This window comes from Bacteroides cellulosilyticus (genome assembly GCF_020091405.1).
Lineage (GTDB): Bacteria > Bacteroidota > Bacteroidia > Bacteroidales > Bacteroidaceae > Bacteroides.
In genome coordinates this window covers 2672454-2697411 of sequence record NZ_CP081903.1, presented here as the reverse complement: position 1 = coordinate 2697411, position 24958 = coordinate 2672454, and the positions used below count along the sequence as shown (strand labels likewise).

Genomic DNA, 24958 nt, shown 5'->3' with positions numbered 1-24958 from the left:
CATATGTACTAATACAATAGCTATGGACAAATTTAACATAAAAGATAGTCACCCCAATATTTCCAGGCTCGAAAAATTATTTCTGGAAGAAGGGGTATTTACTAAATTCAAGAAGAATGAATATCTGGTACGGCAAAATGAAAAAACAAATCAGATAGGTTTTATCAAGTCCGGCATGTTCCGCTTATCACATATAGATGCAGACGCCAATGAATGGATTGTCGGTTACAGCTTCGTAAACGATTTCGTCTGTGACTACCCCTCTTTTATAAAACAGGCAACTTCTACGGTCAATATACAGGCTACTACCGAATGTGAAGTTTATCTTCTTAGCTTAAACCGGCTTAATCAATTCTGGGAAACAGACATGGATACCCAACGACTAGGCAGGCAGATAGCCGAAGCCATGTTTGCCGAGATATACCAACGCTTATTAGGCTTCTATTGCGATAGTCCCGAACAACGTTACCAGTCATTAATGAAACGATGTCCCGATTTACAAGAAAAACTTTCTTTAAAAGAAATAGCCCAGTTTCTCGGCATTACCCCCGAAACCCTCAGCAGAATACGAAAAAAACAACTGTATACTTAAAAGTCTTGACTTTGGTCAAGGCTTTTATCTTTTATATAGCCTAATATTGCTGCCATAAACATTAATCATAAAAATATGACCACTTATACTCATTTCGGGAAACAAGCAGATGTATTTAAACATCTGGTACTCTGTGAGATTCTTCAAATCGAAAAACCACAAATGTACGTAGAGACAAATTCGGCATCTGCCATTTATCAAATGTCACATACTGTGGAACAACAATATGGTATTTATCATTTTCTGGAAAAAGCCAATAATGAAAAGTTTCTTAGAGATTCTATTTATTATAAGCTGGAAAGTATAGAAACGGAAAAAGGAAATTATTTAGGATCTCCGGCTTTAGCTATGAATATACTAGAAAAACGAGCATCCCAATATATCTTCTTTGATATTGAAAAGGATGCTTTAGAAAACATAGAACTTTACGCCAGACAAATAGAGTTAGAAACACATATTCAAACATATCATGCAGATTCTCTCGAAGGAGTTATAAAACTGCTACCCACGCTTTCCAATTCTTCTTTTCTTCATATTGATCCTTATGAAATCGACAAAAAAGGAATATCGGGAATAAGTTACTTAGATATATTAATAAAAGCCACCCAGGCAGGCATAAAGTGCTTGTTGTGGTATGGTTTTATGACTGAAGATGACAAAAGGCACATCAACCAATATATCATAAACAGACTCAAAGAAGAAGATATTGAAGAATATACTTGCGTTGAGCTAATAATGAATTCAATAAGGAAAGATACGATTATCTGTAATCCGGGAATATTAGGTAGTGGCATCTTAGCTACAAATTTATCTCAAGAATCCAATACCACGATTTTGGAATATAGCAATATGTTAGTCTGCATCTACAGCAACATTAAATATAAGGATTACGATGGAGGATTGTATAGAGACAGGATAAAGTAAACATATCAACATAAAAAAAGGCTATCTATCCCAGACAGCCAATCTTTTGTTAACCTTAAATCTAATACTATGAAAAACACATTGCAAAGATACGGACTTTGAGGATATCTCCAAATTTTCAGATCCAGACAGGAGCATTTATAACATGGTTTAATAGAATAAAGGAGGTTGTTAACTATTCAGATTCGTTATGTTAACGATTAACACAATTCAGATAATATGTTAAAGAAGGGATTTAATAGTGCTTTTTACTTCCCAAGAATCATTGCTCTTTTTCACCTTCAGCCTCCAAATCTTTGATTTCTCTGTTTAGAAAGACGGATAAGATAGTTCTCAGAACGACTATACCACCCAAAATTGCCAGTTCATTCAAAGTTGGTTCCAGTACGGTCTTTAAGATATCTGATGCGATAAGAAATTCAAGTCCAAGTAGCAAATAAGTTCCGAAAGTAGCCCGTAACTTCCGGATATTGGTAGTTGAGTACTTGCCCGTGAATCTTTTGAACTCATTGACCAGAAAAGAAATTATCCCAATTAATGCCCCATAAGTGACGATGAGAAGACTTGTCACACTGATTATAGTGGCTAATGCATTTAAGAAAGTAGTAAGCATGTCGATTGAAGTTTATTAATATAACATCGTAAAAAGCTTTAATGTTTGAATTTCAAGGTAAAATACACTCCACTTACAAATTTATTTCTTGTTTTCCTTGCATGTTTCCGATCGGTAACACATCTTTGTTCCCGATTAGTAACATGCCATTATTATGAAAACAAAGACTACCCCTACCGAAAGAGACAGAGAAACCACAGAAAGACGCTTGCTGGACACCATCGGGCAAATGATAACTGAAAGCGGCTTCGAGAAGATAGGAATCAATGCGGTTGCCAGTCAATCCGGTGTATCCAAAATATTAATATACCGTTATTTCGGTTCGGTAGAAGGGCTTATGGCTGCTTATATCCGGCAACACGATTTCTGGATAAACTTTCCACAGGAACTCCCTGACCGTAACCAGTTACCGGCATTTCTTAAAAATATGTTTAAGGAACAGATTGAACAACTGCGCAGCAACCCAACTTTAAAAAGGCTTTACCGATGGGAATTATCTTCCGACAATGCAATAGTAATGACATTAAAGGAACAACGAGAGAAAGCCGGCATGCAACGCCTGACAAAGATAAGCGAACTGACAGGCTATTCACTGGAGGAACTTGCACCATTAGCCACCATCCTGACAGCATCTATCACCTACCTCGTAATGCTGGAAGAGTTCTGTCCGGTTTATAACGGGATACCTTTAAACAAAGATGCAGGTTGGAAGCAGATTATTGAGGGAATAAACACTCTTATAGATAAGCTTCTTCGGATGTGACTTACCCAATAAGGGATCAGCATCCGGATATTTTATGGCCCCAGTGTTCCCACTCGGTAACAAAGTAAATATAGTAACAATTAAATGAATTAAAGAATGAAGAAAATGATTATGACATGGTTGTGTGTATCGCTATTCAGCTTCTGTTCCTGCCAGAAGGACCTGATTGAGTATGAAGCAGGAGATATAAAAGTGTGTATAGAAGAAGGCGATGAATGGCTACATGACTTTCCGCTATTCTTAGGAATCAAAAAGAAAAACCCACCTCAGATTGTAATCTGGATGGAAGATATGAATGGTAATTATTTATCAACTCTTTATGCCAGTCATAAAATTGCCACGCAGTCCTGGCAAAGTGCGGGAGGTAATCGGAGAAAAGAGGCACTTCCACATTGGTGTTATTCACGCGGGGTGAAGTATGAAGACGGGCTCTATCTACCCACTCAAAAAGAACCTCTCACAGATGGCATTTCAGGCGCGACTCCCCGCAGCAGCTTTGATGTAAAACTACACCTGACAGACAAACTGAAGCAATTCAGAATTAAAGTAGAAATCAATCATTCAACTGATTTCAATGATTACTACCCCAAATCGGCTCAAGAAGGTGATGCAAATTACTCCGGTGGTAAGGAAGGTAGCGGACAACCCGCAGTAGTCTACTCCGCAGACATAGATCTGGCATCCGGACAAAAATCATTCGAAGCAACTTTGCTTGGGCATAGCAGTCCTGACGGAAGTTCCGGTGAAATAAATGCCGATCTGTCTACCCTGACTACAGCCCTTTATATCGTAGAACGAATAACTGTAAATGTACAATGAAAAAAACAATTCTTATATTCATATCCATCCTGTTGGTATCGACAGCGCATGGTCAGATATCAGACCGTCTCACCTATATTACAACACTCGGAACAGGCATCCCGATAAATGAGCCTTCTTCTACTCCATTCACATGGCAAATAGCAGGGCATTATAAAGTAACGGAACGCTTTTCTGCCGGAATTGGCACAGGATTGTCTTTTTATGAAAAAGCACTGATACCAGTCTTTACAGATATCAGATATCAACTGACAGTACCTGGCAAATGGATTCCTTACCTGCAATGCAGTATCGGATATTCATTTGCCCCTGACAAGCATACGAATGGAGGATATTTTTTTAATCCATCAGCCGGTATGCAATATGCAATACATGGCAAAGTAAAATTATTGTTGGGCATCGGATATGAGATACAAAATCTGGAACGCCTGAAGAAATACGAGAATAATAATTATACGGCAGAATTCCATGAAAAGCTACACCATAACTCCATTTCAGTTAAATTAGGAATCCTATTTTAAGGAAATCCCACTCAATTGCACAAAAAGACAGCAATTCTGAATGATATTCCATTCGCAGAGACTCAGATTTCACCTATTTTTGCACAAACAAAGAATTAAGGTTATAGAAAGATGAATAAACACACATTTCACAGCTATCTGATTTTAGGAATGGCATTCGCTTTTGTTTTCTCGGCACAGGCTCAGAATAAGGTATCTGCACCGATGAAGGATGTCAACCACGTGATTGACAATACACTGGACAGTTTGAATAAGGCCCGTACAGCAAGACCTGTGGCCGGTTCAAGCCGAAAAGGAAATAATCCCGTTTTGTTTTTGGTGGGTAATTCTACCATGCGTACCGGAACCTTGGGAAATGGGAATAACGGTCAATGGGGCTGGGGATATTATGCCGGTGATTATTTCGAATCAGACCGGATTACCGTAGAAAACCATGCATTGGGAGGAACAAGCAGCCGTACATTCTACAATCGCTTCTGGCCGGATGTTATAAAAGGGGTCCAAGCAGGCGATTGGGTGATCATCGAGCTGGGACATAATGACAACGGCCCTTATGACAGCGGGCGCGCACGCGCTTCCATACCGGGAATCGGTAAAGATAGCCTGAATGTAACGATCCAGGAAACCGGAGTGAAGGAAACTGTATATTCCTATGGAGAATATATGCGTCGCTTCGTGCAGGATGTAAAGGCGAAAGGTGCCCACCCTATCCTGTTCTCACTGACTCCACGCAATGCTTGGGAAGATAAAGACAGTACAATTATCACACGCGTCAACCAAACTTTCGGCCTGTGGGCCAAACAAATAGCCGAAGAACAAGAAGTCCCTTTTATAGACCTGAATGATATCACCGCCTCCAAATTTGAGAAATTCGGCAAGGAAAAAGTGAAATATATGTTCTACTTAGACCGTATCCACACCAGTGCCTTCGGGGCAAAAGTGAATGCAGAATCTGCAACTGAAGGTATCCGAAACTATGAAAGGTTAGAACTGGCCAACTATTTGAAACCGGTTGAGCAGGATACAATTACCGGTTCCAGCCGGAAAGAAGGATGCCCGGTGGTATTCACTATCGGTGACAGTACGGTAAAGAATAAAGATGATGATAAAGACGGTATGTGGGGATGGGGAAGTGTAATAACTGAGATATTTAATTCAAAGAAGGTATCTGTAGAAAATTGTGCTATGGCCGGACGCAGTGCCCGTACTTTCTTGGACGAAGGGCGCTGGGACAAAGTGTATAATGCACTTAAACCAGGAGATTTCGTACTTATCCAGTTCGGACATAATGACGGAGGAGATATCAATACCGGAAAAGCCCGTGGTGAATTACACGGTTCGGGAGATGAAAGCAAAGTCTTTCTGATGGAAAAGACCGGAAAATACCAGGTAGTCTATACTTTTGGCTGGTATCTCCGCAAGTTCATCAGGGATGCACAAGAAAAAGGAGCAATCCCAATTGTATTGAGCCACACGCCCCGCAATAAGTGGAAAGACGAACAAATAGAACGCAATAGCGAGAGTTACGGTAAATGGACACGTGAAGCGGCAGAAGCAACCGGAGCCTGCTTTATTGATCTGAATAAAATATCCGCAGATAAACTCCAGAAGATGGGAGCAAAAAAATCAGCTGCTTTCTATAATACAGATCATACACATACATCTTTGAAGGGGGCGCGAATGAATGCCCGAAGTATAGCCGAAGGATTAAAAGCTACGGACTGCCCACTGAAGAAGTATCTGAAATAAGAGCAATACGGAAACATTGTAGAATGTGTCTGAAATCAAAAACTGAGAATAGAAAATAAAACAGACATGGTTAATTAATCCAAAAGAATAGCTTCATCAAACAAATAATCACTTCTTTTGCTCCCGTCAAAAAACAAAACCGGACCATAAATGAGCAATAAGATTGATATAAAAACCTTGGAGGCTTTACGACAAGATAGCCATGAGGCCTTCGAGGAGGTTTTTATCACTTATTACGGTAAGACAAAAGCCTTTATACAGGGCTACATCAAGTCGAGTCCGGATGCTGAAGAACTGACAGAGGATTTATTTGTAAACCTCTGGATGAACCGCCACTCTGTCGATATCTCCAAATCATTTGATTCTTACCTGCATACAATTGCCAGAAATTCTGCCATCAACTTTCTGAAACACAAATATGTAGAGGATACTTATCTGAGTAATGTCCAGCAGCAGGAATGTAGTTCTACTTCGGAAGAAGATCTGATAGCCAAAGAACTCGGATTACTAATAGACGACACGGTAGAAAAAATGCCGGAACAACGGAGAAAGATATACATGCTAAGTCGCAACGAGGGCCTAAGCAATGAAGAGATAGCCGTACGACTGAATACTACCAAGAGAAATGTGGAAAGTCAGTTAAGCCTCGCTCTGAAAGAGATACGGAAAACTATTTCATACTTCTTCTTATTGCTGGCATAATAGTGCAGAAATGAGTTTTCACCACAGAGTAACACAGAGTCTCACGAAGTTCTATTCTTTTGATTTCAAATTGATTAAACTCTGTGAGACTCCTTTAGATTTGCATTACTAAAACTTAGGGTTGAAATATTACCTTTGTAGTTAATAAGAGTTAACCAAGGGAAGCGGGTGACCTATTGTGAGATCTAGGCAGAAGCCCTATACACAGAACTAGTCCTGCCTCCCTTTTCAGTTGAATCGTCCCAATTAGAATTTTAGGTCGTTGGCCTATTAAAGGATTTAGTGAGTTCAACCTATGGTTAACTTCAAATAAGTAATGCGAAGTTATGAAAAAGAAATGGTTTATTGGCATTGACATCAGTAAAAAAACACTTGATGTTGTTATTTACGATCCCGCAAAGAAACATGCGGATGAGACAAACTACAAGCAAGTCTCGAATAATAAAACGGGTTATCAAGCATTGTTTGCCTGGATGAAGCAGAAGCGTATTTCTCCTAAACAGACTGTCATCTGCTTGGAGAATACAGGCATTTACAGCTATGATTTATGTCTGTTTTTAGAGTCATGTAAACAAGATTACAGTTCTTTCACTCCTCTGGATTTAAAGCGTTCTCTGGGGCTTGTCCGTGGAAAGAATGACCGTGTGGATGCCGAGCGGATAGCTTACTACGGTTACTTGCATCGGGATGAATTGACCTATTCCAAACTTTCCGGCAGTGCTGTCCTTATCTTGCGTGACTTGTCGTCCGAAAGGAAACGCCTGGTTAAGCATCTGACTGAAAACAAGGGATTTATCACGGACAGAAAAGACCGGGAGTCCACCTCTACGAGCAGGCGGGCAGAAGAAATGGTTAAGATTCTGGAAAAACAAATTCAAAGCGTAGAAGATGAGATGCACGGGATTGTCAGCTCTGATCCGACTATGAACTTAAACTATCAGCTTCTTAACAGCATTAAAGGGATTGGTAGTGTTAATGCCATCAATACAATCATACATACTAATAATTTCAAGGCATTTGAAACCGCACGGCAATATGCCTGTTATCTGGGTATTGCCCCTTTTGAACATTCTTCAGGAACCAGTGTGAAAGGGAAAACAAGGGTATGTGCTACGGGAGCCAGACTATTGAAAGCGGATCTATCGCAGGCTGCAAGATCGGCCGTTGTATGGGATAAGGAACTCAAAGAGTATTATGAAAGGAAAAGAAAAGAGGGAAAAGAACATGGAGTAGTGCTGAATGCGGTAAAGTTTAAACTTGTGTGCAGAATGTTTGCAGTAGTCAGAAGAGGGACACCCTTTGTTGATTTAATCACGTATAAAGAATAAACGAGCAGGGAAGCATTACGCTCCACTACTCGTTTGGTTTTATTAACAGTGTTTTTAGACCGAATTATTTGCTCAGGTCTTAGAATTCTGTGTCCTCTGTGGTGAAAAGATTCATAACCGCTCAAAAATGAATAAATGTCCCCAAAGGATCAATATATAAAAAACTTTATTCCTTGATGATTAAATAGTACAAAAGGGAGTGCTTCACTTGCTTTGAAACCTTCCGAAAACCTGTGTTAGGGAAAGTCGTTACCTTTGCCAGCCTCAGTCGTTACCTTTGGGTGCCTCAGTCGTTACCTTTCCTACCCCAAAGTCGTTACCTTTCCTTACCCCCTCTCAGAAGGCACTGTAGAGGTGATTTGGACATTGATGTTCCGGCTTTAGGTAAAAAGATGCAGAGATGAAAATATGCGACATTTACATATTGATTAGGATAACCGCAATAAAAGTTTCATTTCCTCACTGAGTTTTTCATCCGTTGACTGTATATATAGTAAATGCAACAGAATGGAGAAGAATAATATCGTTAGAATCATCGGAACATATTTATCCGGCCGCTTCTCTCCCGAAACGGAAGAGAAGGTTCAGAAATGGATCATTAAAGATAAAGACACTGAAGAAAAAGAAAAAGCTTCATTGGAATATTGGGATCAATTGGAAACAAAAACAGACCCGGACACTAAACTTGCATTAAACAGAGTAAACCAAAAGATCGGTTATAGGAAAATAGTGCCCCGACCTTTCTATCAAAAACGAATGCGTATTGCAGCAGCCCTGATTCCGCTACTGATTATTACAGGAAGTTATCTGTACTATACTTCCACGAAGGATAAATGGATTGAGATATCTGTTGTATACGGTGATAAAAAGCACTTCCTATTACCTGATAGCTCCGAAATATGGCTGAATGCAGGAACAGTAATCAAATACCCGGAAAAGTTCCCGAAAGCACAGCGCCTTGTGCACCTCGATGGTGAAGCCTATTTTTCTGTTCGGAAAGATGCCACAAAACCGTTTGTTGTAGAAACGCCCCAACTCTCTGTTAAAGTATTAGGAACCCAATTCAATGTAAAGGCATACGCTGATGATGAACTGGTGACCACTACCCTGACAAGTGGAAAAGTTGAAGTTACCCCTCCCTCTCACGACTCGCGGATACTGAAACCTAATGAACAGTTGACGTACGATAAAAAAACATCCACCGTCAACATTACCGAAGTTTCTCCAACCGATGCAGATGGCTGGATCACGGGAAAACTGATATTTACCGATGCACCTTTCACCGAGATCCTGCAAACATTAGAGAGACGTTATAATGTAACTATCAATCATACAATGAACGTTCCCGCCTCCAAACGATATACCGTCCGGTTCCTGAAAAATGAAAATCTGGAAGAAGTACTGCCTGTATTGAGTGAGATGATCGGCTTCAGTTATCAGAAACAGGGAAACAAAGTGGAACTAATCAAAAAACAATAAAAAGAAACTGCCTATGAAGAAAAAGAACCGGATTGCAGCTTGAGACCCTCAACCCGGTTCTGAAATGCTAATGCTCCATCAAACCGTAAAGTAAAACAAAGTATTAACTATACAAAGATAATGCAAATTGAGTGCAGAACTTTCATGCTTACATGAAAAAGTTATGCCGAAATGCAGCTTATCTTATAAAAACATACAACAATGAATCGAATAACCATTAATAAAGAAACAGATAAGATACTCCTTTTTTTATTTTTTGCCTTCCTCTCATTTAATGCCACAGCACAGAATGACAGAAAGCAAATCACCATACAGAATAAAAACATATCACTGAAAGAAGCTTTTGCCGAGATAGAACTACAAACCGGATACAGCATAGCCTATGAATTATCGGCCGTAGATGTAAAGAGGAAAATATCCCTGTCGTTAGAAGCCCAGAGCATTGACAAGGCGTTATCGCAAATCTTGAAAGACACCCGCTATTCGTACAAAATAACAGGCTACCATATCATTATCACTCCATCCGGCAACGAACTACAGAAATCCACCAAGGAAAAAACAGAGAAACCTACCCAAACAGTCAGAGGAATTGTACTGGATTCCAAAACCAATGCACCCATAGAGTTTGCTACCGTAAGAATTATGAATGTCGGTTCTTTGGGCAGCACAACAGACAGTCTGGGGAGATTTCGGATAGACAATGTTCCTGTGGGACGATGCAATATACAAACCTCCTATGTAGGATATAATGCCAATATTTTCAATGAAATACCTGTAACCTCTTCCAAGGAAGTATATATGGAAATCACTCTGGATGAAAACATTCACTCGTTGGCGGAAGTCATCATACAACCGGAGATAAAGAAAGACAAGCCCCTGAATGCAATGGCCATCACCGGTGGACGCATGATCAGTATGGAAGAAGCAGGCAGATTTGCCAATGGTTTTGATGATCCGGCACGCCTGAGTTCTGCATTTGCAGGCGTGGCAGGAGATGTAGGAACCAATGCTGTAGCTATCAGAGGAAATTCACCCCAGTTTACCCAATGGAGGCTGGAAGGTGTAGAAATTCCCAACCCGACTCACTTCGCCGACCTTACCGGGCTGGGTGGAGGTTTTCTTTCGGCCCTGAGTACGCAGGTGATCGGTAACTCCGATTTTTACAACGGTGCGTTCCCTGCCGAATATAGCAATGCGCTATCGGGCATCTTCGACATGCAAATACGAAATGGCAACAATCAGAAGTACGAACATACATTTCAGTTGGGTATTCTGGGTATTGACCTGGCATCGGAAGGTCCGATAAGCAGGAAACATGGAAGTTCCTATATCTTCAATTACCGCTTCTCTACCACTTCCCTGGCCACGAAGAATGATATGAATCTGAAATATCAGGACTTGTCATTCAAATTAAATTTTCCTACCCGGAAGGCCGGAACTTTCTCTATTTGGGGAATCGGACTGATTGACCGTTATAAACCGGAGGCCATCGACCGTGATGAATGGGAGACACAAGGTGACCGACAGTCCGGAAATACAGCTTTTGACAAAGCAGCAGGAGGGTTTACACACAAGTACCTGATCAACGCAGACACGTATATCCGTTCTTCATTAGCCGCCACTTATTCGGAAGACCACACGCGAGCTGATCAGATAACGGAAGATGACAAACTGGTCCATGTAGGAGATATCCGGAATTCCAAATGGGACATAGTCTTTAATTCCTATCTGAACAAGAAATTCAGTTCCAACCATATCAACCGCACAGGTATCACAGTTACAGGACTCAAATATGACCTGGATTACAAAATCAGTCCTAACTTCGGTTTAGATGTACCTATGGAACAGATTTCAAAAGGGAATGGGGGAAGTTGTGTACTGTCGACATACAGCAGTTCCGTCATCAACCTAAACAATCATCTTACTACCAGCCTGGGCATCACCGCACAGTACTTCACCCTAAATAAGAACTGGACCGTAGAACCCAGGGCAGCCCTTAAATGGAGTTTCAATCCGAAACACGCCTTGGCACTGGCATACGGTCTGCACAGTCGCAGGGAAAAGCTTGACTACTACTTTGTGGAACAGAAGGTCAATGGAAAAACTGAATCCAACAGATACCTGAATTTCTCTAAGGCCCATCACTTTGGACTTACATACGACTGGAACATCAACTCGTACATGCACTTAAAAGTAGAACCCTATTATCAATATCTATTCCGAATACCTGTTGAAGAGAATTCTTCCTTTTCCATCATCAACCATCAGGATTTTTATCTGGACAGAATACTGAAGAATAGAGGTTCCGGTGTGAATTACGGTATAGATATCACTTTGGAACAGTATATGAAAAATGGTTTCTACTATATGATAACGGCTTCTCTTTTTAAATCAAAATACAAAGCCGGGGATAACATCTGGCGTAATACACGGTTGGACAAAAACTATCTCCTGAATCTGCTTGCCGGAAAAGAATGGATGGTGGGACGCAATAAACAAAATGTACTAAGCCTCAACGGACGTATCTTCTTCCAAGGTGGTGATCGATATACCCCTGTAGATGAGGAAAAAAGTATGATAGAACATGACATCAAATTTGATGAGACCAAAGCTTACAGCAAGAAATTTAATCCTTCTCTCAATGGTGATATTTCTTTCAGCTATAGGATCAACAAGAAGAAAATATCTCATGAGTTCTCCATTAAAATGCTAAATGTAGGCATGCGCACAGGAATGCATTTTTACCAGTATAACGAAAAGACTCATAAGATAGAGAAAGAAAACGGATCGGGTATGATTCCGAATATCAGTTATAAGATTTACTTTTAGTATATTAAAGCTATTAATTCCTCTTTTAACTCAGAGAGGAATTAATAGCTTTTGTATGAACTAACCGTTCACGGCAGACGTTATATCAATAGAACTTTAAATACCAACGATCATGGAAAAGTATCTGATTCATAGTAATGAGTTGCATTTCATCAACAAGGAACGCATTCACAGGGAAGTAGAGAAAATGGTAGAGTCATTAGACATGGCAGCAGGTTCCACCAAAGGATTCGACCTGTATACCGTAGTAGAAAGTTATTTCACTGATCTCGAAAAGCGAAGGGAAATCAATCGCTTACTGCATATAGAGAAAGATGAATGCGAAGCCATAGAGGAAGAACTCGGAGTATATGAAATGTGATTTACAATAAAAACTATCACGAGTATTAACAATAATGAATAAAGGGCATAACAACAATTTGTTATGCCCTTTATTCATTTACGGTTATCAATTCCAGACTACTATCAATCCTTTGCCTGATGTACCGTCAGTTGTGGGAAAGGGAAACCGATACCCTCCTTATTGAATACAGAGTAGACGGTCTTGTTCATATCGAAATAAACTCCCCAATAGTCCTCACTCTTCACCCAGGCACGGATAATCACATTCACGCTACTGGCATCCAGTGCATGAAGGGCGACAAAAGGAGCCGGATCACTAAGAATCCGCTTGTCTTCGGCAATGATACGACGGGTCGTTTCTTCCACCTTATCAAAATTTTCGCCATACTCCACACCGATTATCCATTCTACACGACGGGTAGCTTCACGACTGTAGTTAGTCACAGTACCACTGCTCAACGCACCATTCGGAATATAAATAATCTTATTATCACCGGTAGTCAGGATCGTATGGAAAATCTGAATCTCACGAACCGTGCCCGTGATGCCTTGGCTTTCAATCAAGTCACCTACTTTATAAGGACGGAGCAGCAATACAATCAGACCACCTGCAAAGTTCTGCAAGTTACCGGACAATGCCATACCGATAGCCACACCGGCGGATGCCAGCAAGGCAGCAAATGAAGTCGTTTCTACTCCCAATTTACCGATAACGGCAATAATCAATAAGATAGTCAGCAAGATGTTCACCAGACTCTTTACGAAACTTTGGATACTAGCATCCACATGTCGTTTGGCCAACAATCTGGCTACCATTTTATTAAGGAAAGATATCAGGAAACGTCCAACAATGAAAATCAGCACAGCGCCGATGATATGACCACCCGCATTTACTCCCCAGTCTATCAGTTGTTGGAGAAAGACCTGCAATTTACTAAAACCATCTTCTACAATAGTTTCGGCAGCAGGAGCCGCCGCTTGTAATAATAATAACATAATATTTGTTCGTTTGAAGTTAATAATTATATTTTCCCAGCAGGATTATGGAATACCCGCTGGCCTACAAAATTAACAAATATTTCCGGTTATCGTTCACTCGATTTGCGTGTTTCAACGAAAACACTTAATTTTGCCCCCGATTTCAACTAAGGGGTGCCCTAATATGACGGGCTGAGATCATACCCATTGACCTGATCCGGGTAGTGCCGGCGGAGGGAAAAGAAGAAAAGCTCCCCTTTTCTGTATTCATCTTTAATAGTTAAAATTGTAATGAAAAAACATGCAATGGCGGCCTGCCTGTTGATGGCAACGCTGGGTGTCTGTGCGCAGACGCATGAGAAAGACAGCTTGCGGGTGATAAGCCTGCAGGAAGTAGAAATTATCTCTACCCGTGCCACGGGAACCACACCTGTGGCGTTTACCAATGTTAGTAAAGAACAACTTAAGAAACAGAATTTCGAGCAAGACCTGCCCTATCTATTAAGCATGATACCTTCTGCCATTACAACAAGTGATGCAGGTGCCGGTATCGGTTATACCACCTTACGCATACGTGGCACAGATGGCACACGAATCAATGTCACCGCCAACGGTATTCCTATCAATGATGCAGAAAGCCACACTGTATTCTGGGTAAACCTGCCAGACTTTGCCTCTTCCGTAAAAGACTTACAGGTACAACGGGGTGCAGGTACCTCTACCAATGGTGCAGGTGCATTCGGTGGTAGTATCAATATGCAGACAGGAGATTTCTCATTGAAACCGTATGCCGAAATCAACGCATCTTACGGCTCATTCAATACTCACAAAGAGACGGTGAAAGTAGGTACCGGACTTATCAACGAACATTGGTCTTTTGATGTACGGCTATCCAATATCAGTTCGGATGGCTATATAGACCGGGCATCCGTTGGTTTAAATTCCTACTATGCCCAAGGCGGATATTATAGTGACAACACATCGGTAAAATTGATTACTTTCGGCGGGAAAGAGCGCACTTATCATGCATGGAATTATGCCAGTAAGGACCAAATGGCAGCATTCGGACGCCGTTTCAATTCTTGCGGCTACATGTATATTGAAGATAAAAACGGTGGAATACACCAGCCGGAAATTGATTACGACTACGGTGTCAAAGAAGCCGGTCAGCTAATCAAGAATGGTGGTACCTTCCACTTCTATGATGACCAGACGGATAACTATGTACAAAAGAACTATCACCTGTTAGTCAACCATACTTTCACTCCGCAATGGCATCTGAATGCCGGTCTGCACTATACAAAAGGAGATGGATACTATCAGGAATACAAAATTGGGCGCAAACTGGTAGAATATGGAATGAAACCTTATGAAGCAGATGGAGAAAACGTAACCGAAAGTGACCTTGTTCGTAAAAAAGCAATGGATAACTGGTTTGGTGGAGGAATCTTCTCGGTAAATTACACCAACGACCGACTGAATGCTTCATTGGGTGGCGGATTGAATCGTTATGATGGCGACCATTTTGGTAAAGTTCTGTGGGTGAAAAACTATCTGGGACAACTAAACCCAGATAATGATTACTACCGCAACAACGCTACTAAAAACGATGGCAACATCTATCTGAAAGCCAACTACGAGTTAGGCGGCGGTGTCAGCGCATACGCCGATTTGCAATACCGTCACATCACCTACAAGATGCATGGCCAGAATGACAAATGGAATGATGAAACGAATGCACTTCAAACCCTGCATATTGAAGATAAGTTCGACTTCTTCAATCCGAAAGCCGGTTTGTTCTGGCAGATCAATACTAATAACCGTCTATATGGTTCATTCAGCGTAGCCCACAAAGAGCCTACACGCAATAACTATACTGACGGAAAGCTTACCGAACATCCCAAAGCAGAACGCTTATTCGACTATGAACTGGGATATACCTTTGCCAATTCATGGTTAAATTTGGGCGCTAATCTCTATTATATGGATTATAAAAACCAGCTGGTATTGACAGGCGAAATGAATGAGATTGGCGAAGCTGTTGCAGCCAATGTACCCGACAGTTACCGCATGGGTATAGAACTCATGGCCGGATTGAAACTGAACTGTGGTTTCCAATGGGATATCAATGCCACCTTTAGTCGTAACCGCGTAGAGAACTTCTCTGAAACACTGTATGAATGGGAAGACCCTACTACCGAAGCCTGGAAGATAGATCGTGGCAACACTCCTATCTCTTTCTCACCGGACTTTATTCTGAACAATCGTTTCAGTTATACGTATAGAGGATTTGAAGCAGCCCTGCAATCCCAATACGTCAGCAAGCAATATATGACCAATGCTAAACGTGACGATCAGATACTGGATGCTTACTTCGTTAGCAATCTGAACCTGGCATATACCTTCAAACTGCCTCGTATGAAGTCTGTCACAGTGGGTTGCACGGTATATAATCTGTTCAATGAAACATACGAAAACAATGGTTTCGCAGGTAGCGGATATTCCCTCAATGACGCAGGAGGAAAAGAACGTTACAGCTATGCGACTTATGCGGCACAAGCCGGAACCAATGCGCTGGCACATATCTCTTTGAGTTTTTAAAGCATGGAACAAACTCTCGAAATTATCGGAACCATCGTCGGGCTTGTCTACCTTTGGTTAGAATACCGGGCGAGTATCTATCTTTGGATAGCGGGCATCATCATGCCTGCTATCTACATTTTCGTCTATTACGATGCCGGATTGTATGCTGACTTCGGAATAAATATCTATTATCTGGGGGCAGCCGTCTACGGTTGGATGATGTGGAAATACGGCAGTTTTGTAAGACGAAAACTTCATCTGCATATCAAAGAAGGGCAGCAGGAACTTCCCATTACCCGTATGCCGATGAAATATTACCTGCCCCTCGGCATTGTATTTGCCGTTACTTTTGTCTGTATTGCCTGGATACTCATTCGTTTCACCAACAGTAATGTACCCTGGCTTGATTCTTTCACCACTGCTCTCAGTATCGTAGGTATGTGGATGCTGGCACGTAAATATGTAGAGCAATGGTGGGCATGGATTGTGGTAGACATTGTCAGTGCAGGACTCTATGTTTACAAAGACCTCGATTTCACGGCAGGACTGTATGCTCTTTATACAATAATCGCTATCTTTGGCTACTTCAAATGGAAGAGGATGATGGAAAGAGCGGTAGAGTGATAAGGTGGTAAGGTGATAAAAGAAATAATGATGAAAGAAAATAATAATAAGAATTCAGTGGAACTCTGTGTTCTCTGTGGTGAACCCGAAGCAGTAATTTTAGCCAATGGTGATTATCCAACCCATCCCAGACCTTTGCAGATACTGGCAAACGCTCCTTATCTTGTTTGTTGTGATGGCGGTGCAGATGCTTATATAGATCGCGGCAACGTACCTGATGTTATTATCGGTGACGGAGATTCCCTGAGTGAAGAAAACCGCCGGAAATATCACCATATTCTTCATTACATCTCCGACCAGGAAACCAACGACCAGACCAAAGCCGTAAACTTCCTTTTATCACAAGGCAAAAGAAACATCGCTATCGTAGGAGCCACAGGTAAACGCGAAGACCATACTTTAGGAAATATCAGCCTGCTCATTGATTATATGCATACCGGAGCTCATGTCCGCATGCTGACAGATTATGGTATTTTCATTCCTTGCCATGATACCTGTTCTTTCCCCTGCCAACCGGGTCAACAGATTTCAATCATAAACTTTGGTGCCCACAATCTGCGAGGCGAAGGCTTGGTATACCCTCTCAGTGACTTCACCAACTGGTGGCAAGGTACACTGAACGAAAGTACGGAAACAGAATTCACCATTCATGCAGAAGGGGAATACTTGGTAGTGATAAACTATTAATTTATTTTCTTCTCTCCGCTACCTCCACAAAGTACACACTCAGACATATCATCCCGATAGCCACCCCCTGTTCCCAGGTAAAGCGGTCTTGCCCCACGATATAAGAAACGACAGTCGTCACAATCAGTATCAGATAGCCATACATGGCCACTACGGTTGTCTTCAGATATTTCAATCCGATGGGCATCAACCAATAACTAAGGTAAGTAGGGAAAATAAGAATGAATGCCAGAATCACCCACGGCATCCAGTGCCAAGTTCCATGTGCTGCGTCGGCGAACAACGGCGCGTCCCAGCCCAGGATAGTAGATATCACCAGACCGGACAGCGCCGCGCCCCCAAACACATATTTCATTACGGTCACCAAGCCGATCTCTTCCAGTAATTTCTTACTCAGAATCAGATAAATGGCAAAGAACACCGAACTGAGCAGACACAACATATTACCTGTAAAGGCATCATGTGCCAAGTCATCGCTGCCTTGAGTCAATATACACAGCAATGCACCACCGAAACCGAGAGAGATACCGATGATTTTCATCAGTGTAGCCCGCTCGTGCAGAAAGAGAACGGAGATAAGAAACACCCAGATAGGTTGCAGGGAATTGAATATGGCACTACTGACAGGCGTCGTTTTACTGATACCCAGCAAATAGCAGAACATAAAACCATACATGCCGAATGCCCCCAGGCAAAGTAACCCGATACGCTGCCGCCGTGTGATAGGTGCTTCTTTCACAAACCAGCCTGTCACCCAAAACGCCACAGCAGCAAAAGTACAACGCACCGTGACGCCCGTCAATGCACCCATCCACACGGGCAGCAGATATTTCAGGGCATTCATATTCAATCCCGCAAATATTCGTGAGACTACCAAACTTAAATTGGCCTCCAGCTTCTTATCTTTCATTCGGATATCGCAATTTTGGTTTCAAGGCAGAGAACGCAGGGAGAAGAAAATTGTTCAACGTGCATGGATATTCCAAAACTATTCGTATCTTTAGGATGTTCTATGAAAAACAAAAAAGGATAGCCCTATGAAAAGTAAAGAAAAAGACACACTGCGTACCGAAGCCCAAGATGAACCTAAGAGCAAAGAACAAGTGCTCACATTCTCTCATCAACTGCGCCGGGAGATTGAAACTGCCTGTTGCCAATTGGATAATCGCGAAGGACAGAATAACTTAACAATAAACAAGGAGGTAGCAGAATGGCTAAGCAAGTAATATGGTCGCTCGTCGCCAAGAAACAGTTGAAGGAGGCATTCCAGATACTTAATCTGAAGGATGGAAGTAACCAATTGGGTGAAGTACTCTATGTACAATTGCAGAACATGCTGCACCGTATCAGCATGAATCCATTCATCGGACAAACAACGGAAATAGAGAACATACGCTACATCATTCCTCACCCAGGATATACACTTTTCTATCGACATAGTCTCAAGAAGATAGAAGTTGTTGTACTGTGGGACAACCGACTAAAAATGGGAGAACTGAAGGTGGTTTCCAAAAAGGAATAGAGCTTCCTGAATTCAAATATTGTCAAGGGTAGATTTACAAAACATTAACTGAACAGACAGTGTTTTGCCTTTCTGTTTTTGTCTTATAGAAACAGATGGTCTGTTTGCCTCAAACGGATGATATGTTTACCCTAAACAGATGATATGTTCGTTCCAAACAGATGATGCATTTCACCCGTTCAGACGATCTGTTTTATCTTGATGAAGAATATTTCCATTCCTATATCATACTGTTAATAAGCAATATCAGGGCATAGATACAAAAAAGAGGAGAAGCAACCGCCTCTCCCCTTCTACTCTGTAGTTCTTGAAAACTAAATCAGTATTACAGATACAAATATACTACATTGAAATGCCGAAGTCAAGTTTTCGGGCATTTATCTCTTCCTGCTTAAGGAAATTCCGCTTCTTATAGCGACAACAGATAGCTTTTAAAATCTGCAAATTCCTTTGTCATCGACAGGCTTTGCTTTTCACCTTGCATAAAAGCTTTCAGTTTCGCAGGAATCTCTACGGTTTCGCCGATTATACCTTCTACGGTTTCGAGGAATTTTGCCGGATGTGCCGTCTCCAGGAAAACGCCAGTTTCACCGGATTTCAATCCTTCTTTCAGTGCACGGAAACCACAGGCACCATGCGGATCAAGCAGGTAATGACATTCTTTCCACGTCTCACGCATCGTTTCGGCAATCTGTTCATTGGTATAAGTGGTACCACTGATTTCAGCAGAAATGGCCGCATGACTGCCTCCATAAAGATCGAGCACACGCGCAAAGTTACTCGGATCGCCCACATCCATAGCATTGGCAATGGTAGCGATAGAAGGACGCGGAGTATAAACTCCGGTTTGCAAATATTGATAGAAGATATCGTTACGGTTATTGGCAGCAATGAAACGCTTCACAGGCAATCCCATACGTTTACCAAACAATCCGGCAGTGATATTTCCAAAGTTACCGCTCGGAACACAGATAACCGGTGACAAGCTACCAGCTACCAGTGACGAGGGAGCTGCACTGTCATGCTGCACAGTACTTGTAGCCCGTAGCTTGTCACTCGTAGCTTTCTTCAGTTGAGCATAAGCATAGAAGTAATAGAAAGCCTGCGGTAAGAATCGTGCTACATTAATGGAATTGGCACTGGTCAGTTGCAAATGCTCATTCAGCTCCTTATCCATAAAAGCAGATTTCACCAACGCCTGGCAATCATCGAATGTACCGTCTATTTCAAGGGCCGTGATATTCTGTCCGAGAGTCGTAAATTGTTTCTCCTGTATTTCGCTGACCTTTCCTTTGGGATAAAGCACATATACATGAATGCCTTCTACACCAAGAAAACCATTTGCAACAGCACTTCCCGTATCACCGGAAGTAGCCACAAGCACGTTCACTTGTTTCTTCCCTTCCTTCTTGATGAAATATCCCAGAAGACGGGCCATAAAACGTCCGCCCACATCTTTAAAGGCAAGCGTCGGGCCATGGAAAAGTTCTAGGGAATAAATATTTTCTGTCACTTTCACCAAAGGTACATCAAAATTCAGCGTATCATATACGATTTGCTTCAACGTATCGGCTGGAATATCTTCTCCGAAGAAAGCATCGGCTACACGATAAGCAATCTCCTGAAAAGAAAGAGTATCGATACTATCATAAAATTCTTGCGGCAAAGGTTTAATGCTATACGGCATGAAAAGTCCTTTGTCAGCAGCAAGTCCCTTCACTACGGCTTCTTCCAGACTGGCGTCGGGAGCTTGTTTGTTGGTACTGTAATATTTCATAATCAGCTTTTCATAAATTCATTAATAAACTCATCTTCCTTCAACAATCCGTAACTTCCTTCGCAAACAGACACTTCATCAAAGGTTTGTACACTATCCGGTTCGATACCCGGATACCAGATGAAGAAAGGGATCGGTTCATTGGTATGTGTGCGAAGCTCACATGGAGTAGGATGATCGGGCAATACGGCAATAGCTACCGGTTCCTCCCAATCTTTCACGGCTTCATATATAGGACCTACAGCACGGCTATCCAGATTCTCGATCGTCAGAAGTTTTAAATCCACATTCCCTTCATGTCCGGCCTCATCGCTGGCTTCGATATGCAGATAGACAAAATCGTCCGTTTTCAAGGCTTCCAATGCGGCAGCCACTTTGTTCTCATAATTGGTATCATACAATCCGGTAGCACCTTCCACTGTCAGGCGACGCAAGTACGCATAATATCCGATGCCATTGATCAAGTCTACAGCAGAAATCACTGCCCCCCGTTTCACTTGTGGGAACTTATCAGACAAACGTTCCATTTTAGGACGATAGCCGGGACTCCAGGGCCAAATACTGTTAGCCGGGTCTTTCCCTTCCGCCATTCGCTTCTGATTCAACGGATGATTTTTCAAAAGCTCCTGCGAACGCAGGATAAGGTCATTAATCAAATCAGCAGTTTGTTGCGGAGTCAGGGGAGAGAGTGACGAGCTACCAGCTACAAGTGACGAGTGGGCTGCGCTATCATCCTGCATAGCACTCGTAGCTTGCAGCTCGTCACTTGTAGGTTTTACCAGTAACGGTCGGAAAGGTTTCAACGGCACATCGTGCGGTGGCGTACAATCGATACGCTTATCTCCACCTTTGATCACCAATAAATGACGGTACTGAACACCTGTATGGAAACGCACCCGTTCATTACCCAGACGTTCTTGCAAGTACTTCACTAATACATCGGCTTCTTCCGTTGTGATGTGTCCGGCAGAATGGTTTTTAATATGATCGCCTTCAATGCAAATGATGTTACAACGCATTGCCATCTCGCCCGGTTTCAAATCCACACCGATGCTGGCAGCTTCCAGAGGTCCTCGTCCTTCATAAACTTTCGGCAGGTCATAGCCCAGAACAGACATATTCGCTACCTCACTACCGGGATGGAAACCGTCGGCAACAGTCTTCAAGCGTCCCGTACGTCCCATGCCCGCCAGTTTATCCATATAAGGCGTCTTGGCATATTGCATCAGCGTCTTACCGCCCAATGACTCCACAGGCCAATCCGCCATTCCATCGCCTAATATGATTATATGTTTCATAGTTAGTTGAATTAAGAATTAAGAATGAAGAATGAAGAATTTCCATGCGGTGTGATAGCGCAGCCTAATTCTTCATTAATCATTCTTCATTAATTAAACATTTGCAATACTCATGATATCCGCAAATACACCTGCCGCCGTCACTCCGGCACCGGCACCGTATCCTTGTATCATCATCGGATATTCTTTATAACGTTCCGTAGTCAGCAGAATGATATTGTTACTACCTTCCAAACCATAGAACGGATGATTTACACCCACTTCCTGCAGGCCGACTGATGCTTTGCCATTCTCCAGTTTAGCAACAAAACGCCAATGCTTGTTCTCAGCTTCCAGTACCTTGCGACGGGCTTCGAAGTCCGCATCCAGACTCGGCACTTTCTTCCAGAAATCATCCAGTGAACCTTCAAAGAAATCATCGGGTACGAACAGGTTCTTTTCTACATCCGACTGTTCCAGTCTGTAACCGGCTTCACGTGCCAGGATCACCAGTTTACGGATAACATCCTTACCACTCAGGTCGATACGTGGATCCGGTTCGGAGTAACGCTCTTCCTGCGCCATCTTGATGGTCTTGCTGAAAGGAATATCCGCACTGATCTTATTAAAGATATAGTTCAGCGTGCCACTCAGCACAGCTTCAATCTTCAATATCTTGTCACCACTATGAATAAGGTCATTGATCGTATTGATAATCGGAAGTCCCGCACCCACATTCGTTTCAAAAAGGTACTTCACACCACGCTGACGGGCAATCTGTTTCAATTCACGGTAGTTCTCATATTCCGAAGAAGCGGCAATTTTATTGGCAGCTACTACAGAAACGTTGTGTAACAACAAGTCTTTGTACAAGGAAGCAACTGCCGCACTTGCCGTACAGTCTACAAATACCGAGTTGAAGATATTCATACCGATAATCTCGTCACGCAAAGTTTCCAGCGTGCTCGGTTTGCCCTTCTCTGCCAGTTCTGCACGGAAATCTGTCAGATCAAAGCCTTCACGGCTAAACATAGCCCGGTCAGCATCAGCGATACCCACAATATGTAGCTTCAATCCATTCTCCATCATCAGCTTCTGCTGTTGACAACGGATTTGTTCCACCAGGCTGCCACCCACCGTACCGATACCACAAATAAATAGATTCAGTACTTGGTATTCCGACAGGAAGAATGAATCGTGGATAACATTCAATGATTTACGCAATGATTTGAAATCCACTACAAATGAGATATTTGTTTCCGAAGCACCTTGGGCACAAGCTATCACATTGATGCCGTTACGTCCCAACGTACCGAACAGCTTTCCGGCAATACCCGGCGTATGCTTCATATTTTCACCTACGATAGCCACCGTAGCCAGGTTCTTCTCTGCCTGTATCGGTGAAATCTCTCCCATTTCAATCTCTTTGGCAAACTCCTCATTCAGCACTTCACATGCCAGGTCGGCATCCGCATTACGCACACCGATAGACGTAGAGTTCTCCGAAGATGCCTGAGATACAAGGAACACACTGATACCATTCTTTGCCAGTGCCTTAAAGATGCGGTAGTTCACACCAATCACACCTACCATACCCAGACCCTGCACAGTAATCAGACTGGTATCATTGATAGAAGAAATACCTTTAATCGCTTTTGTGCGCGGATCGGATACTTCCTGCTTGATAATCGTTCCCATTCCTTCGGGATTGAATGTATTCTTTATTAAAATAGGAATATTCTTGTGGCAAACCGGATAAATAGTCGGCGGATATACTACCTTGGCACCGAAGTTACAAAGCTCCGTTGCCTCTACATAACTCAGTTCGTTAATGGTATAAGCAGTAGAAATCACACGCGGATCTGCAGTCATGAAACCATCCACATCCGTCCAGATTTCCAATTGGTCGGCATCCAATGCCGCTGCAATAACCGAAGCAGTATAATCGGAACCACCACGCCCAAGGTTCGTAACATCTCCCGTCACCTTATCAGTAGAGATGAACCCCGGCACCAGTGCACGCTTCGGCAAAGTGCTGAATGTTTCACGAATCAGTTCATTCGTCAACTCGGTATCCAATACATACTTGGAGTGCTTCTTTTCAGTTTTGATAAACTTGCGTGAATCAAACCATTTGGCTCCCGTCAACTCTGCAACGATAATGGATGATAAACGCTCGCCATAGCTGACAATAGTATCGGAAGTCTTTTGCGAAAGATCCTTTATCAGATAAATACCCTGGAAAATATCTTTCAGTTCATTGAGCAGTTCACCAATCTGGCGTTGCAGTTCCACTTGCCCCTCACCTGCGGGAATCACTTCTTTAATCATTTCCACATGGCGGTAAACAATTTCACGGAACTCATTTTCGTAAGCAGCATCACCGGCAGCCGCCATTTTCGACGTGTTTATCAGCTTGTCTGTGATGCCCCCTAGTGCGGAAACCACCACAATTACCGGTTCTTCTACTGCTTCTACAATTCTCTTTACGCTCAAAATACTGTTCGCGGAACCTACGGACGTTCCGCCGAATTTTATTACTTTCATATCCTTTATTACTATTGATAAGGTTGATACAATGTGTCGGGAACAGGACGTATATGCCTGTATTGACTTGAATTAAATAAGAAAAACTGCTGAAAAATAGTGTAACACGTAGAAACACAAATACTATCCATTAACCCCTAAGGGTCATGGTCATGCACATGGATGTGACTGTATGTTGATAGTACTTGTTCATACTCTCTGTTTCTTTCATTATTGATAAGTGTCGCAAAAGTAATAATAAAAACATTCAATCTATCACATTTTGCGGTTTTTTTGTAATAAAAATATAGAAAGGCCTCAAA

General features: G+C 42.2%; 22 protein-coding genes and 1 riboswitch. Of the genes, 16 read left to right on the top strand and 6 right to left on the bottom strand.

The features are described 5' to 3' along the window. The first annotated feature begins 22 nt into the window (after positions 1-22). Together K6V21_RS09640 and K6V21_RS09635 are read left to right on the top strand one after the other, a co-directional pair. Complete coding sequence (locus tag K6V21_RS09640) at positions 23-592, top strand: Crp/Fnr family transcriptional regulator (RefSeq protein ID WP_224321618.1); 570 nt, start codon at positions 23-25, stop codon at positions 590-592. 75 nt (positions 593-667) lie between these two features. Continuing rightward, a complete protein-coding gene (locus K6V21_RS09635) occupies positions 668-1516 on the top strand; it encodes a hypothetical protein (protein WP_224321617.1) in 849 nt (282 codons plus the stop codon). Between the two features lie 262 nt (positions 1517-1778). Here K6V21_RS09635 and K6V21_RS09630 read toward each other — a convergent pair whose 3' ends face one another. Continuing rightward, positions 1779-2129, bottom strand: a complete 351-nt coding sequence (locus K6V21_RS09630; RefSeq protein ID WP_007209486.1) for a DUF1622 domain-containing protein — start codon at positions 2127-2129, stop codon at positions 1779-1781. 154 nt (positions 2130-2283) lie between these two features. Here K6V21_RS09630 and K6V21_RS09625 point away from each other — a divergent pair, with 154 nt between their 5' ends. The 9 genes from K6V21_RS09625 to K6V21_RS09585 all read left to right on the top strand — a co-directional run bounded on the left by K6V21_RS09625 (position 2284) and on the right by K6V21_RS09585 (position 12680). Continuing rightward, positions 2284-2892, top strand: coding sequence for a TetR/AcrR family transcriptional regulator (locus K6V21_RS09625; protein WP_224321616.1), 609 nt, complete (start codon positions 2284-2286; stop codon positions 2890-2892). A 96-nt stretch (positions 2893-2988) separates the two neighbouring features. After that, entirely contained in the window at positions 2989-3711 is a 723-nt protein-coding gene (locus K6V21_RS09620; RefSeq protein WP_224321615.1) for a hypothetical protein, read from the top strand. Continuing rightward, the gene (locus K6V21_RS09615; RefSeq protein WP_217714599.1) at positions 3708-4232 is read left to right on the top strand and encodes a hypothetical protein; all 525 of its coding nucleotides are present in this window, start codon (positions 3708-3710) and stop codon (positions 4230-4232) included. The genes K6V21_RS09620 and K6V21_RS09615 overlap by 4 nt, the downstream gene beginning before the upstream one ends. A 111-nt stretch (positions 4233-4343) precedes the next feature. Then, positions 4344-5981 carry a rhamnogalacturonan acetylesterase gene (locus tag K6V21_RS09610; RefSeq protein WP_408912757.1) on the top strand — a complete coding sequence of 546 codons (1638 nt, stop codon included), beginning with the start codon at positions 4344-4346 and terminating at the stop codon, positions 5979-5981. A gap of 150 nt (positions 5982-6131) precedes the next feature. Then, positions 6132-6683, top strand: coding sequence for an RNA polymerase sigma-70 factor (locus tag K6V21_RS09605; protein WP_217714600.1), 552 nt, complete (start codon positions 6132-6134; stop codon positions 6681-6683). 326 nt (positions 6684-7009) lie between these two features. Continuing rightward, positions 7010-8011 (top strand): IS110 family transposase, encoded by a 1002-nt coding sequence (locus K6V21_RS09600; protein WP_224318936.1) that lies wholly within the window; start codon positions 7010-7012, stop codon positions 8009-8011. Positions 8012-8518: 507 nt separating this feature from the next. Next, positions 8519-9490 carry a FecR family protein gene (locus K6V21_RS09595; RefSeq protein ID WP_217714601.1) on the top strand — a complete coding sequence of 324 codons (972 nt, stop codon included), beginning with the start codon at positions 8519-8521 and terminating at the stop codon, positions 9488-9490. 201 nt (positions 9491-9691) lie between these two features. Further along, positions 9692-12319, top strand: a complete 2628-nt coding sequence (locus tag K6V21_RS09590) for a carboxypeptidase regulatory-like domain-containing protein (protein WP_224321614.1) — start codon at positions 9692-9694, stop codon at positions 12317-12319. Between the two features lie 112 nt (positions 12320-12431). After that, positions 12432-12680: a hypothetical protein gene (locus tag K6V21_RS09585; RefSeq protein ID WP_007209479.1), complete on the top strand. Its 249-nt coding sequence runs from the start codon at positions 12432-12434 to the stop codon at positions 12678-12680. Positions 12681-12784: 104 nt separating this feature from the next. On the opposite strand, the gene K6V21_RS09580 is transcribed toward K6V21_RS09585, so the two are convergent. Continuing rightward, positions 12785-13657 carry a mechanosensitive ion channel family protein gene (locus K6V21_RS09580; RefSeq protein WP_217714603.1) on the bottom strand — a complete coding sequence of 291 codons (873 nt, stop codon included), beginning with the start codon at positions 13655-13657 and terminating at the stop codon, positions 12785-12787. 142 nt (positions 13658-13799) lie between these two features. Continuing rightward, positions 13800-13896, top strand: a riboswitch (TPP riboswitch). Between the two features lie 34 nt (positions 13897-13930). On the opposite strand from K6V21_RS09580, the gene K6V21_RS09575 reads away from it, so the two are divergent. Genes K6V21_RS09575 through K6V21_RS09565 form a run of 3 tightly spaced genes read left to right on the top strand, consistent with a single transcriptional unit; the run spans position 13931 to position 17533 of the window. Beyond that, positions 13931-16240, top strand: coding sequence for a TonB-dependent receptor (locus K6V21_RS09575; protein WP_224321613.1), 2310 nt, complete (start codon positions 13931-13933; stop codon positions 16238-16240). A 3-nt stretch (positions 16241-16243) separates the two neighbouring features. Then, positions 16244-16846 carry a nicotinamide riboside transporter PnuC gene (pnuC, locus tag K6V21_RS09570; RefSeq protein ID WP_217714605.1) on the top strand — a complete coding sequence of 201 codons (603 nt, stop codon included), beginning with the start codon at positions 16244-16246 and terminating at the stop codon, positions 16844-16846. 30 nt (positions 16847-16876) lie between these two features. Then, on the top strand, positions 16877-17533 hold the full coding sequence (locus K6V21_RS09565) for a thiamine diphosphokinase (protein ID WP_217714662.1): 657 nt from the start codon (positions 16877-16879) through the stop codon (positions 17531-17533). Position 17534: 1 nt separating this feature from the next. Here the strand turns inward: K6V21_RS09565 and K6V21_RS09560 are convergent, their stop codons facing one another. Beyond that, the gene (locus K6V21_RS09560; protein ID WP_217714606.1) at positions 17535-18443 is read right to left on the bottom strand and encodes a DMT family transporter; all 909 of its coding nucleotides are present in this window, start codon (positions 18441-18443) and stop codon (positions 17535-17537) included. Positions 18444-18570: 127 nt separating this feature from the next. On the opposite strand from K6V21_RS09560, the gene K6V21_RS09555 reads away from it, so the two are divergent. Both K6V21_RS09555 and K6V21_RS09550 read left to right on the top strand, forming a co-directional pair. Beyond that, positions 18571-18759 carry a hypothetical protein gene (locus K6V21_RS09555; RefSeq protein ID WP_217714607.1) on the top strand — a complete coding sequence of 63 codons (189 nt, stop codon included), beginning with the start codon at positions 18571-18573 and terminating at the stop codon, positions 18757-18759. Continuing rightward, entirely contained in the window at positions 18744-19055 is a 312-nt protein-coding gene (locus K6V21_RS09550; RefSeq protein ID WP_224321612.1) for a type II toxin-antitoxin system RelE/ParE family toxin, read from the top strand. The genes K6V21_RS09555 and K6V21_RS09550 overlap by 16 nt, the downstream gene beginning before the upstream one ends. Before the next feature lie 409 nt (positions 19056-19464). On the opposite strand, the gene thrC is transcribed toward K6V21_RS09550, so the two are convergent. The 3 genes from thrC to thrA form a co-directional block, all read right to left on the bottom strand. After that, positions 19465-20832 carry a threonine synthase gene (gene thrC, locus K6V21_RS09545; RefSeq protein WP_224321611.1) on the bottom strand — a complete coding sequence of 456 codons (1368 nt, stop codon included), beginning with the start codon at positions 20830-20832 and terminating at the stop codon, positions 19465-19467. Positions 20833-20834: 2 nt separating this feature from the next. Continuing rightward, complete coding sequence (locus K6V21_RS09540) at positions 20835-22130, bottom strand: cofactor-independent phosphoglycerate mutase (RefSeq protein ID WP_224321610.1); 1296 nt, start codon at positions 22128-22130, stop codon at positions 20835-20837. A 93-nt stretch (positions 22131-22223) separates the two neighbouring features. Beyond that, positions 22224-24656 (bottom strand): bifunctional aspartate kinase/homoserine dehydrogenase I, encoded by a 2433-nt coding sequence (gene thrA / locus K6V21_RS09535; protein ID WP_224321609.1) that lies wholly within the window; start codon positions 24654-24656, stop codon positions 22224-22226. Between the last annotated feature and the right edge of the window lie 302 nt (positions 24657-24958).

Coding starts and splice junctions, on each gene's coding strand:
- K6V21_RS09595 (WP_217714601.1), top strand. CDS start 8,519: ATGGAGAAGAATAATATCGTTAGAATCATCGGAACATATTTATCCGGC.
- K6V21_RS09580 (WP_217714603.1), bottom strand. CDS start 13,657: ATGTTATTATTATTACAAGCGGCGGCTCCTGCTGCCGAAACTATTGTA.
- K6V21_RS09550 (WP_224321612.1), top strand. CDS start 18,744: ATGGCTAAGCAAGTAATATGGTCGCTCGTCGCCAAGAAACAGTTGAAG.
- K6V21_RS09560 (WP_217714606.1), bottom strand. CDS start 18,443: ATGAAAGATAAGAAGCTGGAGGCCAATTTAAGTTTGGTAGTCTCACGA.
- thrC (WP_224321611.1), bottom strand. CDS start 20,832: ATGAAATATTACAGTACCAACAAACAAGCTCCCGACGCCAGTCTGGAA.
- K6V21_RS09540 (WP_224321610.1), bottom strand. CDS start 22,130: ATGAAACATATAATCATATTAGGCGATGGAATGGCGGATTGGCCTGTG.
- K6V21_RS09590 (WP_224321614.1), top strand. CDS start 9,692: ATGAATCGAATAACCATTAATAAAGAAACAGATAAGATACTCCTTTTT.
- thrA (WP_224321609.1), bottom strand. CDS start 24,656: ATGAAAGTAATAAAATTCGGCGGAACGTCCGTAGGTTCCGCGAACAGT.
- K6V21_RS09600 (WP_224318936.1), top strand. CDS start 7,010: ATGAAAAAGAAATGGTTTATTGGCATTGACATCAGTAAAAAAACACTT.
- K6V21_RS09605 (WP_217714600.1), top strand. CDS start 6,132: ATGAGCAATAAGATTGATATAAAAACCTTGGAGGCTTTACGACAAGAT.
- pnuC (WP_217714605.1), top strand. CDS start 16,244: ATGGAACAAACTCTCGAAATTATCGGAACCATCGTCGGGCTTGTCTAC.
- K6V21_RS09565 (WP_217714662.1), top strand. CDS start 16,877: ATGAAAGAAAATAATAATAAGAATTCAGTGGAACTCTGTGTTCTCTGT.
- K6V21_RS09575 (WP_224321613.1), top strand. CDS start 13,931: ATGAAAAAACATGCAATGGCGGCCTGCCTGTTGATGGCAACGCTGGGT.
- K6V21_RS09630 (WP_007209486.1), bottom strand. CDS start 2,129: ATGCTTACTACTTTCTTAAATGCATTAGCCACTATAATCAGTGTGACA.
- K6V21_RS09625 (WP_224321616.1), top strand. CDS start 2,284: ATGAAAACAAAGACTACCCCTACCGAAAGAGACAGAGAAACCACAGAA.
- K6V21_RS09635 (WP_224321617.1), top strand. CDS start 668: ATGACCACTTATACTCATTTCGGGAAACAAGCAGATGTATTTAAACAT.
- K6V21_RS09610 (WP_408912757.1), top strand. CDS start 4,344: ATGAATAAACACACATTTCACAGCTATCTGATTTTAGGAATGGCATTC.
- K6V21_RS09555 (WP_217714607.1), top strand. CDS start 18,571: ATGAAAAGTAAAGAAAAAGACACACTGCGTACCGAAGCCCAAGATGAA.
- K6V21_RS09640 (WP_224321618.1), top strand. CDS start 23: ATGGACAAATTTAACATAAAAGATAGTCACCCCAATATTTCCAGGCTC.
- K6V21_RS09585 (WP_007209479.1), top strand. CDS start 12,432: ATGGAAAAGTATCTGATTCATAGTAATGAGTTGCATTTCATCAACAAG.
- K6V21_RS09620 (WP_224321615.1), top strand. CDS start 2,989: ATGAAGAAAATGATTATGACATGGTTGTGTGTATCGCTATTCAGCTTC.
- K6V21_RS09615 (WP_217714599.1), top strand. CDS start 3,708: ATGAAAAAAACAATTCTTATATTCATATCCATCCTGTTGGTATCGACA.